This is a genomic window from Paenibacillus sp. NPDC058174 (genome assembly GCF_042883865.1).
Taxonomy (GTDB): Bacteria; Bacillota; Bacilli; order Paenibacillales; family Paenibacillaceae; genus Pristimantibacillus.
Genome location: NZ_JBHVUY010000007.1, coordinates 57,010 through 73,241 on the forward strand (window position 1 = coordinate 57,010; position 16,232 = coordinate 73,241).

At 52.0% G+C, this 16,232-nt stretch carries 13 protein-coding genes; 4 read left to right on the forward strand and 9 right to left on the reverse strand.

All coding sequences use genetic code 11. The features are described from left to right. The 7 genes from ACFVVF_RS24535 to ACFVVF_RS24565 form a co-directional block, all read right to left on the reverse strand. Positions 1-528, reverse strand: a complete 528-nt coding sequence (locus ACFVVF_RS24535; protein ID WP_387815191.1) for a sigma-70 family RNA polymerase sigma factor — start codon at positions 526-528, stop codon at positions 1-3. A gap of 116 nt (positions 529-644) precedes the next feature. Next, positions 645-3,155 (reverse strand): bifunctional diguanylate cyclase/phosphodiesterase, encoded by a 2,511-nt coding sequence (locus ACFVVF_RS24540; protein ID WP_387815413.1) that lies wholly within the window; start codon positions 3,153-3,155, stop codon positions 645-647. 346 nt (positions 3,156-3,501) lie between these two features. Further along, the gene (locus tag ACFVVF_RS24545; RefSeq protein WP_387815415.1) at positions 3,502-4,332 is read right to left on the reverse strand and encodes a carbohydrate ABC transporter permease; all 831 of its coding nucleotides are present in this window, start codon (positions 4,330-4,332) and stop codon (positions 3,502-3,504) included. 76 nt (positions 4,333-4,408) lie between these two features. Continuing rightward, on the reverse strand, positions 4,409-5,284 hold the full coding sequence (locus ACFVVF_RS24550; protein WP_387815193.1) for a carbohydrate ABC transporter permease: 876 nt from the start codon (positions 5,282-5,284) through the stop codon (positions 4,409-4,411). 67 nt (positions 5,285-5,351) lie between these two features. Then, on the reverse strand, positions 5,352-6,680 hold the full coding sequence (locus tag ACFVVF_RS24555; protein ID WP_387815195.1) for an extracellular solute-binding protein: 1,329 nt from the start codon (positions 6,678-6,680) through the stop codon (positions 5,352-5,354). 97 nt (positions 6,681-6,777) lie between these two features. Beyond that, the gene (locus ACFVVF_RS24560; protein ID WP_387815197.1) at positions 6,778-8,319 is read right to left on the reverse strand and encodes a response regulator transcription factor; all 1,542 of its coding nucleotides are present in this window, start codon (positions 8,317-8,319) and stop codon (positions 6,778-6,780) included. Next, positions 8,316-10,088 (reverse strand): cache domain-containing sensor histidine kinase, encoded by a 1,773-nt coding sequence (locus ACFVVF_RS24565; protein ID WP_387815199.1) that lies wholly within the window; start codon positions 10,086-10,088, stop codon positions 8,316-8,318. Before ACFVVF_RS24565 ends, ACFVVF_RS24560 begins: the two co-directional genes overlap by 4 nt. Before the next feature lie 161 nt (positions 10,089-10,249). Here ACFVVF_RS24565 and ACFVVF_RS24570 point away from each other — a divergent pair, with 161 nt between their 5' ends. The 4 genes from ACFVVF_RS24570 (at position 10,250) to ACFVVF_RS24585 (ending at position 14,287) form a co-directional block, all read left to right on the forward strand. Beyond that, positions 10,250-10,930: a helix-turn-helix transcriptional regulator gene (locus ACFVVF_RS24570; protein ID WP_387815201.1), complete on the forward strand. Its 681-nt coding sequence runs from the start codon at positions 10,250-10,252 to the stop codon at positions 10,928-10,930. Between the two features lie 12 nt (positions 10,931-10,942). Next, positions 10,943-12,082, forward strand: coding sequence for an alanine racemase (locus ACFVVF_RS24575; RefSeq protein ID WP_387815203.1), 1,140 nt, complete (start codon positions 10,943-10,945; stop codon positions 12,080-12,082). A gap of 99 nt (positions 12,083-12,181) precedes the next feature. Next, positions 12,182-13,786, forward strand: coding sequence for an N-acyl-D-amino-acid deacylase family protein (locus ACFVVF_RS24580; RefSeq protein ID WP_387815205.1), 1,605 nt, complete (start codon positions 12,182-12,184; stop codon positions 13,784-13,786). A gap of 36 nt (positions 13,787-13,822) precedes the next feature. Then, the gene (locus ACFVVF_RS24585; protein ID WP_188891370.1) at positions 13,823-14,287 is read left to right on the forward strand and encodes a RidA family protein; all 465 of its coding nucleotides are present in this window, start codon (positions 13,823-13,825) and stop codon (positions 14,285-14,287) included. Positions 14,288-14,406: 119 nt separating this feature from the next. On the opposite strand, the gene ACFVVF_RS24590 is transcribed toward ACFVVF_RS24585, so the two are convergent. Both ACFVVF_RS24590 and ACFVVF_RS24595 read right to left on the reverse strand, forming a co-directional pair. Beyond that, positions 14,407-14,916 carry a hypothetical protein gene (locus ACFVVF_RS24590; RefSeq protein WP_387815207.1) on the reverse strand — a complete coding sequence of 170 codons (510 nt, stop codon included), beginning with the start codon at positions 14,914-14,916 and terminating at the stop codon, positions 14,407-14,409. 109 nt (positions 14,917-15,025) lie between these two features. Further along, positions 15,026-16,117 carry a CobW family GTP-binding protein gene (locus ACFVVF_RS24595; RefSeq protein WP_387815209.1) on the reverse strand — a complete coding sequence of 364 codons (1,092 nt, stop codon included), beginning with the start codon at positions 16,115-16,117 and terminating at the stop codon, positions 15,026-15,028. Between the last annotated feature and the right edge of the window lie 115 nt (positions 16,118-16,232).

Genomic DNA, 16,232 nt, shown 5'->3' on the forward strand with positions numbered 1-16,232 from the left:
CTATTCATTGGACATAATGCCGTCCGGCTTCATTGCCTGCCGCTTGAACCGTTCCCCCGCCCGTTTCAGGAGCGTCCCTACCTGCGGCTGCTTCAATCTCAGCTTCTCGGCAATTTCCGCATAGCTGTATCCCGAATATCTAAGCATGAGCAGCTTGCGATCCCGCTCAGGCAAGGCCTCAAGCAGCTGCTTCACCTGCTCCTGCTCATCCCGCTCCAGCATCGTCTCCTCATTGGACTGAAAAGCTTGCGGCTGGACCATAAATTGCTGCTCAGACTTTTGAAGCAGCGCCCGCTCCCGATTTTTTTTATCGATATAATCATAGGCTTGTCTAGTTAAAACCCGATGCAGCCATGCCCCTACGGCTTCCAGCTGATCGGGCGGATTTCGGTACAGCTTTAGAAAAACTTCCTGGGCTATATCTTCAGCCGCAGCCTCGTCGCGCAGCAGCGCAATTAACTTGCGGCGAACGGACGGATAATGCTGATCGAATAATTGGCGAAACAGATCCGGCGCCGAATGTTCCACTTCCCGATAACCTCCTTTATTTCGCTTAAGCTATCTATAAGACGGACGATAGACCAATTATGTAACAGGGTCAAAAAAAAGCCGCCTCATCGAGGCGGCCTTGCCTGGCCGATACGTTATTGTTCAGCGGATACAGCCGATTCATACAATGCCGCGAACTGATCGGGCGGAACAGGCGGACTGTAGTAGAAGCCTTGCACCAAATCGCATTTATGCTTGCGGATGATCTCAAGCTCCTCCTGATTTTCTACGCCTTCCGTTACGACCTTCATATTAAGATTATGAGCGATTACGATCAGCGACTTAAAAATCATTTCTTTCTTAATATCGCCAACGATATCATTAATAAACGTTTTGTCCAGCTTCAAGTAATGAAGCGGAATATTTTGCAAATAGCTGAGCGAAGAAAAGCCCGTTCCGAAATCGTCCAGCGACAGCTTGACGCCTAACATCTGAAGCTCATGCAAAATTTTCAGCGTATGCTCGGGATTGTCCATAAAGATCGATTCCGTCAGCTCCAGCTCGATCTGCTTCGGCTTTACCCCTGCTTCTTCAATAATCTTCTCTATCGTATGAACGATATGCTTCTGCTGAAATTGAATCATCGACATATTCACGCTAATGGAAAGCGACGTAATGCCTTCGCGTTCCCATTGTTTGATCTGCTTGCAGGCTCTGCGCAGCACCCACTCGCCGAGCGGGATAATAAAGCCTGTTTTTTCTGCTAGCGGAATGAATTCAAGCGGCGATACCATGCCAAGCTCCGGATGCCGCCAGCGCAGCAGAGCCTCCGCCCCGTATACGCGGCCGGTAGACAGCTCAATTTTCGGCTGATAGACGAGTGTAAATTGCTCTCCCTCCAGTGCAGCAAACAGGCTGTTCTCCAGTACGATTTCCTTCTTCGGCACATCATTCATCGAAGGGGAGTACAGTGTAGACGTATTGCGCTGCTTCTTGGACAGATAGAGCGCAATATCCGACTCCTTCACCAGCCGGTCGCCCGTCCAGTCATGCAGCTCATGCTGAAGACTCATGCCAATGCTCGCCGTCATATAGAAAAGCCGGTCCTTCAACCGAATAGGCTCTGCGATCACCTGCAGGATCGTTTCGCCAACCATAATCGCCTGATGCAAATGGCTAATATCCTCGAGCAGGACAACAAACTCGTCGCCGCCGAACCGGAATACATGTCCTGAGACTGAATCTGATGATCCGTTCTGATGCACCACATCAACAATTCGCATCGCAATCTGCTTCAATAATAAATCGCCCATAGAATAATCGAGCGTATCATTAATGATCTTGAAACGGTCCAAGTCGATATACAGCAATGCGGAATGGCTGAAAATGCTGCCCTGCTGCAAGTTTTGCATTCTGGTTTCCCAGTGCCGCGTATAGCCGTAACGGTTTGGCAATCCGGTGAGCAGATCATGCGTCGCCTGAAATTCGATCAGATCCTCCGCTTCCTTGCGGTAATCGATCATCCGGTTGAAATGGGCAGCCATATGCTCAAACTCGTCATTCGTTTGAATCTCAAGCTTTTGCTTCAAATCCCCGACAGCTAGCGCCGCAGACACCTGCGCAACTTTGCGGATATTTTGCAGCACGATTTTTCGGACCAGCAGCACCATCAGCACCGTCATTACGATTAGAGCGGCAATCGATATGGCAATCGAATTCCACAAGCTATTCCGGAACTCCACCAGCATATTGGCTTTCGGAATGACCAGCTCAAAGTGCCAAGTATAATCTTTAATCGCAATCGGATAAAAGATCCGAAGCACCTCTGCTGAAGTATTGGGCTCTATATCATAGGACATCGACCGCTCGTTCTTTTTCAGCAGAGTTGGACTCTCTGTAGCTGACCACGGCTGATAAGGCTGCAGAACCTGCTCCGGATAGGCACTGTTCACCACATACCGATTATCCGATGAGATAATATTGGCATAGCCATCGAGCGGATGAAGTTTACCTACCTCCGTGCTCAGCATTTCCAGTGAAAAGTCTGCCCCTACAATGCCAAGAAACCTTCCCCCGTCATCTACAATCGGGAAAACGTAGGAAGTCATCATAATCTTTTTCCCGTTAACTTCATAGTTATAGGGTTCCATCATCGTAAACTTCTTCGTCTTCTTCGGGATTTGATAGAAGTCGCCTTCTCCCGGCCGTTCATAATGCCGAACAGGCATATACTGGACAGCCCCGTTCATTCGAACAACATAAGGCAGGAATCTTCCAGTCTCGTCATCATGATCCGAGGCATTACGGTGGATGGCATCGCTTTGGTCAAAAGCATCAGGCTCCCACAGTGTATATGTACCTAGCAAATAAGGATTATCCTCTATCATTTGCTCCAATAAGCGCATGACCGTATCCCGGTTGGCTGAGTCTTCCTTCCTCATTTCCAGCATCGTATCCCGCAGCATTTCCAGCTTGGTGAGCGTCTGATTCACGGATTGCGAGAATCTTCCGATATAAGAAGTAGACTGTGCTTGAGCCAGCAGCTCGCCCTCGCGTAAATTCGCATCATAAAGCTTCATTAGATGAATCGACACCAGCAACGCAAACGACAGCAGCATGAGAGCCCCTAGTGCCGTAATAAGCTTCTGTGCAATACTGAGCCTCATTTTCTTCAAAGTAACGATCCTCCTGTGACTGGAACCATCAGCGCCGATTCGACGATATTTGTCAAAATATGATTTGTTTCTAGTATACTTGACAAATAATGTGAAGCACAATGCAAATGTTCATCCTTCTGTCACTAGAACCTAATATTAATCGACATATTTTGTCGAATCCTACCTTATTACTCACCCATCCTCCAAACTCACTTCCAAATGCTTATTTCATTTCTCGCGTATAGCAAAAAATCCCCGGTTTCACCGAAGCGAAAAACGGAGATTTTAGACCATGCACTTGGCCAGGATAGGCATCGCGCATCAGCATCTTTTTACATAATAGAGCTTAACTGCGCTAGCCTTTGACCGCCCCGGCAGTCATGCCTTTCATGACTTGCTCCTGAAAAATAAGATAGACGACAATTGTTGGAATAACAGCTAGCGCCATCGCCGCCATCGTCAGCTTATAATCGGTAGAATAGCCGGTCGCAAACACCGACAAGCTGAGCGGCAGCGTCTTGAGCTTCGGATCACTCATAAAGACTAACGCGAACGAGAAGTCATTCCAATACCGCAGAAAAGCAAGTATGCCTACCGTCGCAAGCGCCGGCATTGATAACGGCAGCATCATCCGGAAAAAAATGCCCCAGTAGCCTGAACCGTCAATCTGTGCCGCTTCCTCGACTTCCTTCGGAAAGCTGTTCATATAAGCGACGCATATAAAAATCGCAATCGGCAGCTCAAACGCCGTATACGGCAGAATCAGCGCAGCGTAAGTGTTCAAAATATGGATTTTGTTCATTAATATAAACAACGGCACGAGCGTACTATGGATCGGAATTAGCATCCCCAGCATGAATATGCCCATAACAAGCAGCTTGCCCCGGAACTGAAAGCGGGACAGCACATAGGCGCTTAATGCGCCAAGTACAAGGGTAACGATCAGAGATAGAATCGTTACGATAAACGAGTTGGCGTAGGCTCTTCCCATCTCGGCTACTTCCCATGCGCGGGAAAAGTTGCTCCAGTTCCAGTGGCTGGGCAAGCCGAACGGGCGGGAGAAAAACTCTTCGTTCGTTTTCATCGCGCTTATAAACAGCCAAAGCAGCGGATACAGCGTAACTAAGGCATAAACGGTAAGAGCGGCCCCGATCGCTTTCGATTTCAGCCAGCGGAGCCGGGGCATTCCCGCTTCCTGCCGGCTGGAGGAGGCTGGCTGCAGCGGCCTGGTCATGGGTGCGGACATCGGATTCGTCCCCCTCCTATTTTTTGGATTTCATCAAATATTGGCTTCCCGCTACCATAATCAAGCTAATGATGACAATCATCGTAGACACGGCGCTGCCGTAGCCAAAGCGGTAGATCGAGAACGTATTGTTGTACATATAGGAAGCCAGCAGTTCCGTTGAATGGGCTGGCCCGCCGCCTGTCATGACATAGATAAGATCGAAAGCCTTCAAGCTTCCGGAAATACAAAGCACGACAGCGACTTTAATCGTATCCCAGATCATCGGGAGCTTGATCGAGAACAGCTTCCGCGAGCCTTGAGCTCCGTCAATCTGCGCCGCATCGTCAATCTCGGAAGGAATATTTTGCAAGGCAGCAATAAACATCACAAGATAGGGCCCGACATTCAGCCATATGATCGGAACCATGATGGCATACATCGATACCGACGGATCGGACAGCCATTGCATTTTCCAGCTGCCGAGTCCCAAAGAGTCGAGCAGAAAGTTAAGGACACCGATTTGCGGATGATAGATATAGCCCCAAATGATACCGACGACGACCGATGAGAGCACCATCGGCATAAAGATCGATGCACGGATAAACTTCTGGAACCAGCGGTTTTTCAGCAAAACGAGTGAAAGCAGCAGCGCGATCGGCACCTGTCCGAATACAGAAGCGGCTACGATAAGCAGATTGTTCTTGAACGATTTCCAAAACAGCGGGTCCTGCAGTACTTCGGCATAATTGTTCAAGCCGATAAACTTCATCGGGCCGATGCCCTTCCAATCGAAAAAGCCGTAATAAGCCGACCAGACAATCGGTACGATGACGAAAAAAATAAAGATGCTCAGCGCGGGGAGCAAGCCGATCGCAATAAAGCCTCTAGTACGCATTGATGTCATGTTCATCCCTCCAACATCGAGCCGGAACGGCAGCCGCGAAGGCTGCGCGTTCCATTAACGGTTCGACTTGCCCTTATTGGCCTAACGCTTTTGATTGCGCATCTTGAATTTTTTTGGCGATATCCTCCGGCTTGCCGCCCATCAGCAGCTCCTGCAGACCGTTATTAACCGCTTCTCCGCCTGCGGAGGTCAGTTTGCCGTCATATACGGGAGTCAGCTTCACGTTGTTTACAAGTTCATATACTTCGCTGAAGATTGGCGATACTTTGCTCTTATCCAGCTCAACCTTGTAGCTGACCAGCTGATTGCTCTCCAGCGTCCGCTTCTGCGCATCCGGACCTGACATCGCATAGATCAGCTCAAATGCAGCATCCTTTTTCACTCCGGTTGCATCTTTGCCAAGCCCCATGCCGACGCCAACTACGCCTGACAATGTGTTTGGCTCGCCCTTGCCGCCCGGAATCGTCGGCAGCACTGTCGCTCCCATCTGCTCCAGCGCTTCAGCATTCGCATTAGAAGCCAGATTCGACAGCGCCCAGCCTCCGTCGATCATCATCGCTGCTTTGCCTTGAGCAAACATTTGCTCCATTTGTGTATTGTCAATAGCGTTAAAGCCATCCTGAAAAGCGCCGGCTTTGCCGAGATCCTGCATATACGTCAACGCCTGCACGAATTCCGGATCAGTAAATGAGGCTCCATCCTGCTTAACCGCCTTCAAAAACCACTCCGTACCCGTCACCCGGTCAGCGAGTGAGCTGAAAATGCTGGATTGCGCCAGCCAAGCCGCTTTATTGCCAAGCGCAATCGGCGTAATGCCCTTGCCTTTCAGCACGCTGATGGCGTTCATCAGCTCATCCCACGTTTTCGGAACCGTCAGGCCGTTTTGCTCTAAAATCGATTTGTTATAGTAAAGGATGGAGGTGGGAGACAAGCCCATTGGCGCGCTGTAAATGTTGCCGTCTACCGTGAACGCGTCAAAGGAGTTTGGCATGAAGCCATCCTTCCATTCCTGGTGGCTGTCAATCAGGTCATTCACCGGCTGGATCAGTCCCGCTGCGGAAAACTCTTGCGTCATGGAGCCGTTCGACAGAATAAAGACATCCGGCATTTCACCAGCAGCCGCGACCGTCTTCAGCCTCGTCTTGTAGCCGTCCGGCGGAATCGCTTGAATATCCAGCGTCACGTTGGGATGATCCTTCTGAAACTGCTCGATAATGGAACGCATCGTTTGCGCCCGCAGATCATCACCCGTGAAATTATGCCAAAGCGACAGCTTCACTTTCTCGCCGCCCGCAGGCTTCCCGCCCTCATTCGTCTTTTCCTTGTCGTTCGTGCCGCCGCAAGCGGCCAGGATTGAAATAAGAAGTGCTGCTATTGCGACCAATGCCAATCTTTTCTTCATGTCATGTTTCCTCCTTCATAGTGGGGTTACATTCGAGTATAGGGAAACCAGGCTGACATTGGCAGGGGACAGACATCGGATGATGGGTAGAAAAAAATCAGCTTCTTGCCCGGTACTCCGAAGGGGTGAAACCTGTGTAACGTTTAAACAGCTGGCTAAAATATTTCATATCGGCATAGCCGACCCGGCTGGCTACGTCGCTCACCTTGATCGGAGAATCGCCCAGCAGCGCCTTCGCCCGCTCGATCCGGGCAATGGTTACAAATTCAATGTAGGTATGACCGGTCTCGCGCTTAAATACTTCACTGAAATGATTGGGGTTGAGATGGACGTTTCTAGCCACCTGCTGCAGCGTAAGCTCCTTATCCAAATGATCGTGGATATAAGCGATAGAACGATTAATATAGGGAATGCCCGCATTGCCCACGGCTTCTGCATAGACGTCCATAAGATGATTCAAGGGAGCCAGCATTCGCAATCGCTGATCATCGCTTACGGCTGCTTGTTCGGAATTCGGGGGCAGCCCGGCCCGCTGGCTTCCTTCTCCAAAGGAGGCCAGCACGCGTTCGATCCAGCGATGAGCGGAGATGAGCACCGAGTTCACGAAAGCCTGCATCGATTGCGGTGTAGCGTCAGGATCTGCCAGCAGCGCTTGCGTCGTCGCTTCTACCCAGCGCTGAAGGGACGACGGATCACCCTCCTTGAGCAAGGCAGTCAGCAGCTGTTCCTCTTCGATCGTACAGACCGTACGACCGCCTTTCCGCCCGATAACATCTGCGTAACACAGCCATCGCGCTTCGCCGGCTAATTCCTTAAAGCCTAATGCGACAGCCGCCTCTTTATTGGATAACGGCAAGCCTCTCCAATCCGGAACAATGGAGCCGGCTCCCGCAAACAATTTGCATTTCAGTCTTCGTTCGATTCGAAGCAGGTCGCTCTCAAAGCGCTTTAGCCCGGCTCCATCGGCCAAGAGGCCGTCCAGTCTCAGAATGACAAGCAGAACATTATCGCGGATAAGCGCCTCGCCTTCTATCAGCTCTCTCATCATGTTATGGACAGCGAATAGCAGCAGCCTGCCGTCCTCGGCTGCGCCTCCCCAGCCCGAAGCCGTTACGGTAACAGCCTGCAAAGGGCAAGCGGCTTCCAGCTTGAGTCCAGGCAGCAGCTTCCCTGCCTGCTCCAGCAGCCGCCCGTCAGGTTCCCGGCCAGAGACAAGCTTCTCCAGCAGCGAATCACGCAGCTGGTCCGGTTTTAACGTATGCAAGCGGCCAAGAACCCGCTGCTTCGCTCCGTTGACGGCCCGGATGATCTCGTCTGGACGGCTTGTTTTCAGCAAGTAATCGCTCACTCCCTGACGAATCGCTTGCTGCGCATAGGAAAACTGGTCATAGCCGGTCAGGATAAGCACCTCGCTGTCAGGAAGCAGACGTCTAGCTTCGCCTGCCAGCTCCAGACCGTCGCGTCCGGTCATCCGGATATCGGTCAATATTATTTCTGGACGCTCCAGAGTGATTCTCTCTAACGCTTCCTCCGCAGAAGCTGCCGGACGGAGCAGCTCATAGCCAAGCTCCTCCCATTTGATAACCGTGCTAAGGCCTGTGCGAATAATCACTTCGTCATCGACGATTAAGAGCTTCATACCGCTTCCTCCTCCTGTGAGATGGGAATTGCGAAGGAGACGCGCGTGCCGAGCTGCTCGGTGCTCTCCACACGCAGTCCCGCTTCCGTTCCGTAATGCAGCAGCAGCCGCTTGTGGACGTTGCGCAAGCCGTAGCTTCCTTCCTGCAGCCGTTCGCGCTCCCTGATCCGGTCATCCGGTCCGTGCAACTCCTTCTCGATTGCAGCCAGCTTCAGAGCGTCCATTCCCGCTCCGTTATCCGATACGGCAAAAGCCATCCAGCTTCCTTGCCGCTGGGCGGTAACTGTAATTTCACCAAAGCTTTCTTTCTTCTGCACGCCATGAATGAGCGCATTTTCAATTAACGGCTGCAGCAGCAGCTTCAGCATAAGCAGCTCCCGCAGCTCGGGATCGATCCGCATCGTCAGCTTAAAGCGATCCGGGAAACGGATTGCCTGAATCGTCGCATAATGGCCGGCATGCGCGGCCTCCTGCTCTACAGGGCAAAACTCCTCCCCTTTGTTCAGGCTGAATCTTAGAAAATCGCTCAAACTGCCAACCATATCGGCCGTTTTCGCATCCTGGTTCATAAGCGCCATCCAGTGAATCGAAGACAGCGTATTGTAGAGAAAATGAGGGTTGATCTGCGCCTGGAGCGCCTGCATATCGGCTTCCTTCTTGTACGATTCCTCCAGCTTAACCTGCTCGGTTAATGCGGCAATCCGCTCGCTAAACTTGTTATAGCTCCGTACCAGCTGCCCCACCTCGTCCATCGTCTCGACGCGATACGTCTGCATAGGCTCCTCGGGATTTGAGCTCTTTAGAAATTGGGTCAGCATCGTTAGCGGATTCGTTATGCGCTGAACGAAATACAGCACAAGCGCTGTGACGATAATGATCGAGAGCACAATGACGATCGCCATAATTTTCAGCACATAATTGTTCTGCGACCGGTATTCGGAGAAAGGCATAATGCCAGTGAGCCGCCAATTGACACCGGCCACCGTATCATGCAGAACCGTACGTTTGTCATCACCGCTTCCGTAATTAACTGCCCCTGAATGACCTTTAGCGGCGTAACCGGGAAGCAGCTCCTCCATCGTGGAGGGCATCTCTTCTTGAATGGAGCCCGTTAATAACTGTCCTTCCGTATTGGACAGCACGACACTGCCGCCTCCCGGCATGCCGGCTTGGGCTAGTATTCTAGAAAGCGCTTTCTCATCAACGCTGATGACAAGCGTACCGATTTGCTTGAACGAATTGATGCTGCGAATTGGACGGACGAGCGAAATAACCTGCTTCGTTCCCGCCGCCGTCGTCGTCTCATACCGGGCCGACCACCATTTCTCGGATGCTTGAAAGCTTTGTCCGTCTTGTCCCGATATCGTAGGCAGCTTCGTCTTAAAAATCGTTGTATTGGATAATAAATGCGACTGGTACATGGGATAAATCGTAATGTCCGAAATATAAGATTTCGAGAATACGAGATTGGATAGAAACTCAATCATCTGCGTCTGTTTGACGGCATCGTCGCCCCGGTTGCTCAAGTACTGCTGAATATCCTTTTGCCCGATAATAAAAATCGAGATGTTCTCAATATCCTGCACGATAAACTCTAAGTTAGTAGCCGTCTGGCTTAAAATGCTCAGCCCCGACTGCTTCGCCTTCTGCTCCGTCGCGGTCGCCGCCATATCGTAAGAGAACAACCCCAGCGCGAGCAGCGGAATCAATACCGACAGCAGGAGCAAAAAGCTAAGCTTTCGTTTCAGCGAGCTGATGATCCAGCGCATTTTCCCATCTCTCCCATCCCGCTTTAAGTTCTAACCTCTTGATGTGCTATTCACAGCTATCCTATCATACTTTTTTTTAGCAAAACAGATTTTTTGTTTGATTTTTATAATCATCGGGTGTACCCTGTAGGCAGTAAGCGATTCAAGAAAGCAGGGATACCATGGAATCAATTGCCCAGGAGCTCAGCTTCATGACCGAGCTGGCGAAAGGCATTACGGCGCAATTCGGCGACAGCTGCGAGGTCGTCGTTCATGACTGGTCGCGCCCCTATGATTCAACGATTGTCGCAATTGAGAACGGCCACGTCACCGGACGCAAGGTGGGCGACCCCGGCACGAATCTCGGCTTAGAAATTATGCGAGGAACGACCGAGGGCGACAACCGGCATAATTACATTACGCAAACGAAGGACGGCCGCATTCTTCGCTCTACTTCGATGTATGTGAAGAACAATGCGGGGACGATTATCGGCGCCATCTGCATTAACTTCGACATCACCGATCTGATGGTGGCGGAGAAAACACTGCAATCTCTCACCGCAAGCGGGCTTGCGCCTGTTCGCGAGTCCTTCGTCAGCAACGTAAACGATTTGCTGGATACACTCATTCAAGAGACACAGGAAGCGATCGGCAAACCGGCGGCCATTATGGCGAAGGAGGATAAAGTCCGCTTCATTCAGCTGCTGGATCAGAAAGGCGCGTTCCTGATTAAGAAATCAGGCGAAAAGGTATGCAGCTACCTCGGTATTTCGAAGTATACGCTGTACAGCTATTTGGAGGAATCAAAATCTGCGGCAGCCGATTCCGATGCTCAGGCGGAGCCGGCCTCGTCGTCTGATTGAGGAGGGATGTAAATGTCGATGTCCGTGCAAGCAGCGGAAGAAATCGTCGTGAAGGGTAATGCCCCGGAAACGCCTTGTATCATCATTGACAGCTCTGTAGTCGACAGCAACATCCGAGAAATGGCGGAACGTATCAGGCGTCTTGGAGTCAAACTCCGTCCGCATGCCAAGACCCATAAACTGCCGGAGATGGCTGCTCGCCAAGTGGAAGCAGGTGCTGTCGGCATTACTGTTGCCAAGCTGTCCGAAGCGGAAGTAATGGCGGATGGCGGCATTGCCGATATCTTCATCGCTTACCCGATCGTCAGCGAGAACAAGCTGCAGCGGGCTGCGGTATTAAGCCGGCGTATTCGGCTGATCCTGACTGTCGACAGCCTGGAAGGCGCAAGACGGGCCGCAGCTGTCGCAGTGAAGGAGGGCGTGGCATTTGAAGTACGGCTTGAAATCGACAGCGGCCTTCATCGCACCGGCGTATTGCCGGAAAATGCCCTTGCACTTGCGAAGGAGATTCACGCGCTGGAGGGTATCCGCTTGACCGGTATTTTCACCTATCGCGGCGCCATGCTGGATGGCAAGTCCACGCTGGAACTGCGGGCAGCGGGTCTGGAGGAAGGCCGCCTGATGGCTGCGGTTGCACAGGTGCTGCGCGCCGAAGGGCTGCCTATCGCTGATGTCAGCGTCGGTTCTACGCCTACCTCCGTTTTTGCAGCGGAGGTAGAAGGCGTGACCGAGGTCCGGCCCGGCACTTATATTTTCCACGACCGAATGCAAGCGGCCTTTGGCGTCTGCTCCCTGGAAGATTGCGCAGCGACGGTATGGGTCACGGTAGTGAGCCGCCCTTCAGCGGAATTGATCGTCGTGGACGGCGGCAGCAAAACATTCGCCACCGATGTGCAGCCGAATAATCCGCCCCTTCATCTACAAGGCTTCGGTCATATTATGGGGGCGCCCGACGCAGTTCTGGAGCGAATGAACGAGGAACATGGCATGATTCGGATCGGTGCCCATCATCCATATGAGGTGGGCGACGTTATCCGAATTATTCCGAATCATATTTGCAGCACTGTTAATTTGCATAATGACGTCTATATCACGGAGCCTGGCGGCGCTTTGCGGAAAACTCGGGTTGCCGCGCGCGGAATGCTGGAGTAATCCGCAGTCTGGATCGCTTAGGCAGAGATACCCAGGCAAGGCATTAAAGTCTTTAGTTGTGATCATACATCCTATTCCCCCCGGGAGGGTCATTGCGGCATGCTGGATCTCATATTGAAAAACGGAAAAATCGTCGACGGCAGCGGAAATCCTTGGTTCGCCGGCGACATTGGCATAAAGGACGGCATCATTGCTGCTATTGGCAGCGTGGATCAGGAGGCTCGCGACGTTATTGATGTCGGGAGGCAGATTATTTCCCCCGGCTTCATTGACGGCCACTGCCACTCTGATCTAATGATTATCGACCACCCTTACAGCGAGATCAAGCTGCAGCAAGGGGTAACGGCGGAGGTCGTCGGCAATTGCGGCTTAGCCCCTGCCCCGTTCGTTCGGAGCCGGGCAGAGCTGCTTCAAACCTATGTGCAGCCCGTGCTTGGCAGTACGAGCTGGGAATGGCCGTGGGAGACGGTCGGGCAATACATGGAGCATGTCGCCCGCTCCAATCCCTCCGAGCATATCGCAACTTATGTAGCCCATGGCGCACTGCGAATTGCCGTCATGGGATTCGAGAACCGTCCCGCTACGAAGTCTGAGATTGAACGGATGAAGGAGCTGCTGGAGGAAGGACTTCAGGCAGGCGCCATCGGCTTGTCCATCGGGCTGCTTTATGCACCTGGCAGCTATACCTCACGCGAGGAGCTGGCAGAGCTTTGCAGTGTGCTTCCTAAATATGACGGACTGCTCTCCACCCACATCCGGGGAGAAGGCAACAATTTGCTGCCATCGGTACAAGAAGTAATCTGGATTGCGGAGAAGGCCGGCATTTCGCTGCATATCAGTCACCTGAAGGCCGCTGGCAAGGCGAACTGGGGCAAGGCGCTGGACGCACTTGAGCTTGTTGAGGATGCGCGGGCGCGGGGCATGGATGTAACGGTCGATGTCTATCCGTATTCGGCAGGCTCCACAACGCTCACGACCGTCCTTCCTCCTTGGGTGCTGGAGGGCGGCATTGAACGTACGCTTGCTGCATTCCGCGACAAGCAGCTCCGCTTACGCATCAAAGAAGAGCTTAGCCGCGAGCAGGACAGCTGGGATAACCTCGTCTGTTCAACCGGCTGGCAGAGCATTATTATTGCCTCGGTCCAAAGCGACGCCAACCGGCATCTGGAGGGCAGATCCATTGCCGAAGCTGCCGAGCAAAGGGGCCAGCATCCTGTCGATTGCATGATGGATCTGCTGCTGGAGGAGGACGGACAGATCGCGATCGTCTATTTCCACATGTCGGATGATGATGTGAAGCAGGTTATCGGCTACGAAAAATCGCTGATCGCCTCCGACAGCTTGAACTGTGAGACCGGCAAGCCGCATCCGCGGACCTATGGCACCTTCCCCCGCGTCTTTGCCAAATACGTCCGGCAAGACAAGGTACTGTCGTTGGAGCAGGCGGTTCGCAAGCTGACCTCCTTCCCCGTGCAGCGCTTCAAGCTGGGCAAAAGAGGACTGCTCGTACCAGGCTATGCCGCCGACTTGACCGTATTCAATCTTGATACGATTCAGGATACGGCAACCTTCGAGCAACCTCGCCAATATCCAACGGGCATTAGCCATGTCATCGTTGGCGGTCAACTGACGCTGCAGCACGGCACGCATAAGCATAAACGCGAAGGCCAGTTGATTCGCGCACACCGCTGCTGCTCGATTTAGAAGCTTTAAACCCATTATGAGGAGGAATTTATTCATATGTCCAAAATCGATCAACGCCTGGCTGAGCTGGGTATCGTTTTACCAGAGGTTACTGCCCCTAAATTTTCTTATATTCCCGTGAACCAGACTGGCAATCTGATCTATACATCCGGCTTCGACTGCCGTATTGACGGTGTACTTATGTATGAAGGCAAAGTTGGCTCTGACCTGACGATTGAGCAAGGACAAGAAGCTGCCCGCCAAGTTGTCATTAATCTGCTGGCAGCGATGAAAGCGCATTTGGGCGATCTCGACCGCGTCGTCAAAATCGTTAAAATTCTCGCCTTCGTCAACAGCGCTCCCGGCTTTGGCGATCAGCCGTACGTGATTAATGGCGCTTCTGACCTGCTCATTTCCGTATTCGGGGAAAATGGCCGCCATGCTCGTTCCGCAATCGGCACAAGCGATCTGCCCTTCCATACGCCAGTGGAAATTGAATTGATTGCTGAGATTCGCGACTAATAGAAATTTAGGCTTAGTGCATAAATAAAGGGCTGAAGTCCGCCGGGTTACCACAGACATTCGAGTTCAATCGAAATGTCCATTTCTCGCCGAGGCTTCAGCCCTTTTTATTTGTTGAATCAGCTTTCTTTCACTTTCGACTTTTGCTCCGGAATAGTCTGCTTTTTCTCCTCGGCCCGGCGCTGCTTGCGCAGCTCATCGAGCAATTGATCCGCCGATTTACCTTCTGTGCTGATGCCATGCTCAGCGGCAACGCGCTTTAGATGCTCCAGCCGTTTCGCCTGATGCTCAGCTTTAAAAGCCTCCCATTTGTCCTTGTCCTTCACCTTCGCTGCTTTCAGCTCGTTCTTCAGCTGATCTGCCGTCTTGCCCTCCGTACTAATGCCGAAATATTTCGCCATATAGCGCAGCTTAGCCAGACGATGTTCTTCTATTTGAGCCGCTGACGGGGGATTGCCATGATGATGATGATCATGGCCGGACTTCCAGCCTTCATGCGAGCTGGAACGGGACTGCGCGTCAGTACCCTTTTCCGCCGATTGCGGGTTTTCCGGCTGTGCCGCATACGCCGGAGCGGCTGCTAGTAATAAAGCTATGGTTAGCAGCGCGACATACGATTTTGTTCTCATCCTGTTGCCACAACCCTTCTATTCATTCATGATGCGTTGCAGGAGCATGTGCTGCGCTCCTCTTGGATTATTTTTCCCAACGTTCATGACGAATAGACGTGAAGGGTGTTTATTCGTTCTGCTCCAGCTGTTCCAGCTCCGCCAGCAGGCTCTCCTTCGAGAAATGCTCGCCAATGAATACCGCAACATCATTCACATCGCCTTGAGGGGTGATGCGCATGAAATCCGTCTCCTTGTAAGCATATTGGAACAGAAACCGGCTCGCCGTATCTGAAAAGGTCACGATCCCTTTCGCCCGGTAAATATTGTCCGGCAGCCCCTTCAGCAGCGCCTCGAACGATTCGCTGTCGATCGGTCCGCTCAGGTAATGCGTCAATACCATGACGTGGTCGTGCGAGTGATGGTGATGATGGCTATGTTGGTGCTCATGCTCGTGTTTAAGTTCACGTTCAGGTTCGGCCTCGTCGGATGATGCTTCGGCACACTCATGTTCCCGTTTTGGGTCACAGCCGCACGACGCAGCGGATTCTCGCGGTTGCTCGGCTAATGTCACATTTGGAAGCACAGCTGCTGCTGCGCTTTGTTTGGATGAAGCCAGCCACTCCCAATCGTCAATGAAGCAGCGAATTGTTGCCATGACCGGCGCATGCTCATTCAGCTCCCGCAGCAATTGCTGAGCTTCGACTAGCTCCTCCGGCTCCAGCTTATCGACTTTATTAAGCAGCAATCTGGTTGCACAGCGGATCTGCTCCTGCATAAGCTTGTAGGTTCTTCCCTTGCCGCTCCTTCTGCGCTGCAGAAGCTCCGGACCGTCAACGACCGTAATGACAGATTGCAGCTCAATCCGGCAATACATCGCCGCTTCGGTTACGCCGTCCAATATTTCAATCGGATTCGCCGCACCGGTTGATTCAATGACGATAATATCCGGCTGATGCTCGTCCACCAGCGCTTTAATCTCCATACTTAAGTCGCCGCGGATCGTACAGCAGATGCAGCCGCTTAGCATTTCCGACATCGGCACTTCGCCATCCACCAATTGGCCGTCCAGATTAATATCGCCCAGCTCATTCATGATAACGGCCGGTTTAAGCCCTTGTCCCTTATAGTAGTCGAGCAGATTGGTCAGCAAAGTCGTCTTCCCGCTTCCAAGAAAGCCGGAGAGGAGATGCACCGGAATTAAAGCTTTATTTTCAGCCATCGCATATATACCTTCTTTACTTATGTAATCACGTTTTGTCGTGTCGCTAGCCCCATTATATCGTAACTGTTACGACTGGGACAACGGGAGATCGTGAGCAAGTATGAGAACGCGA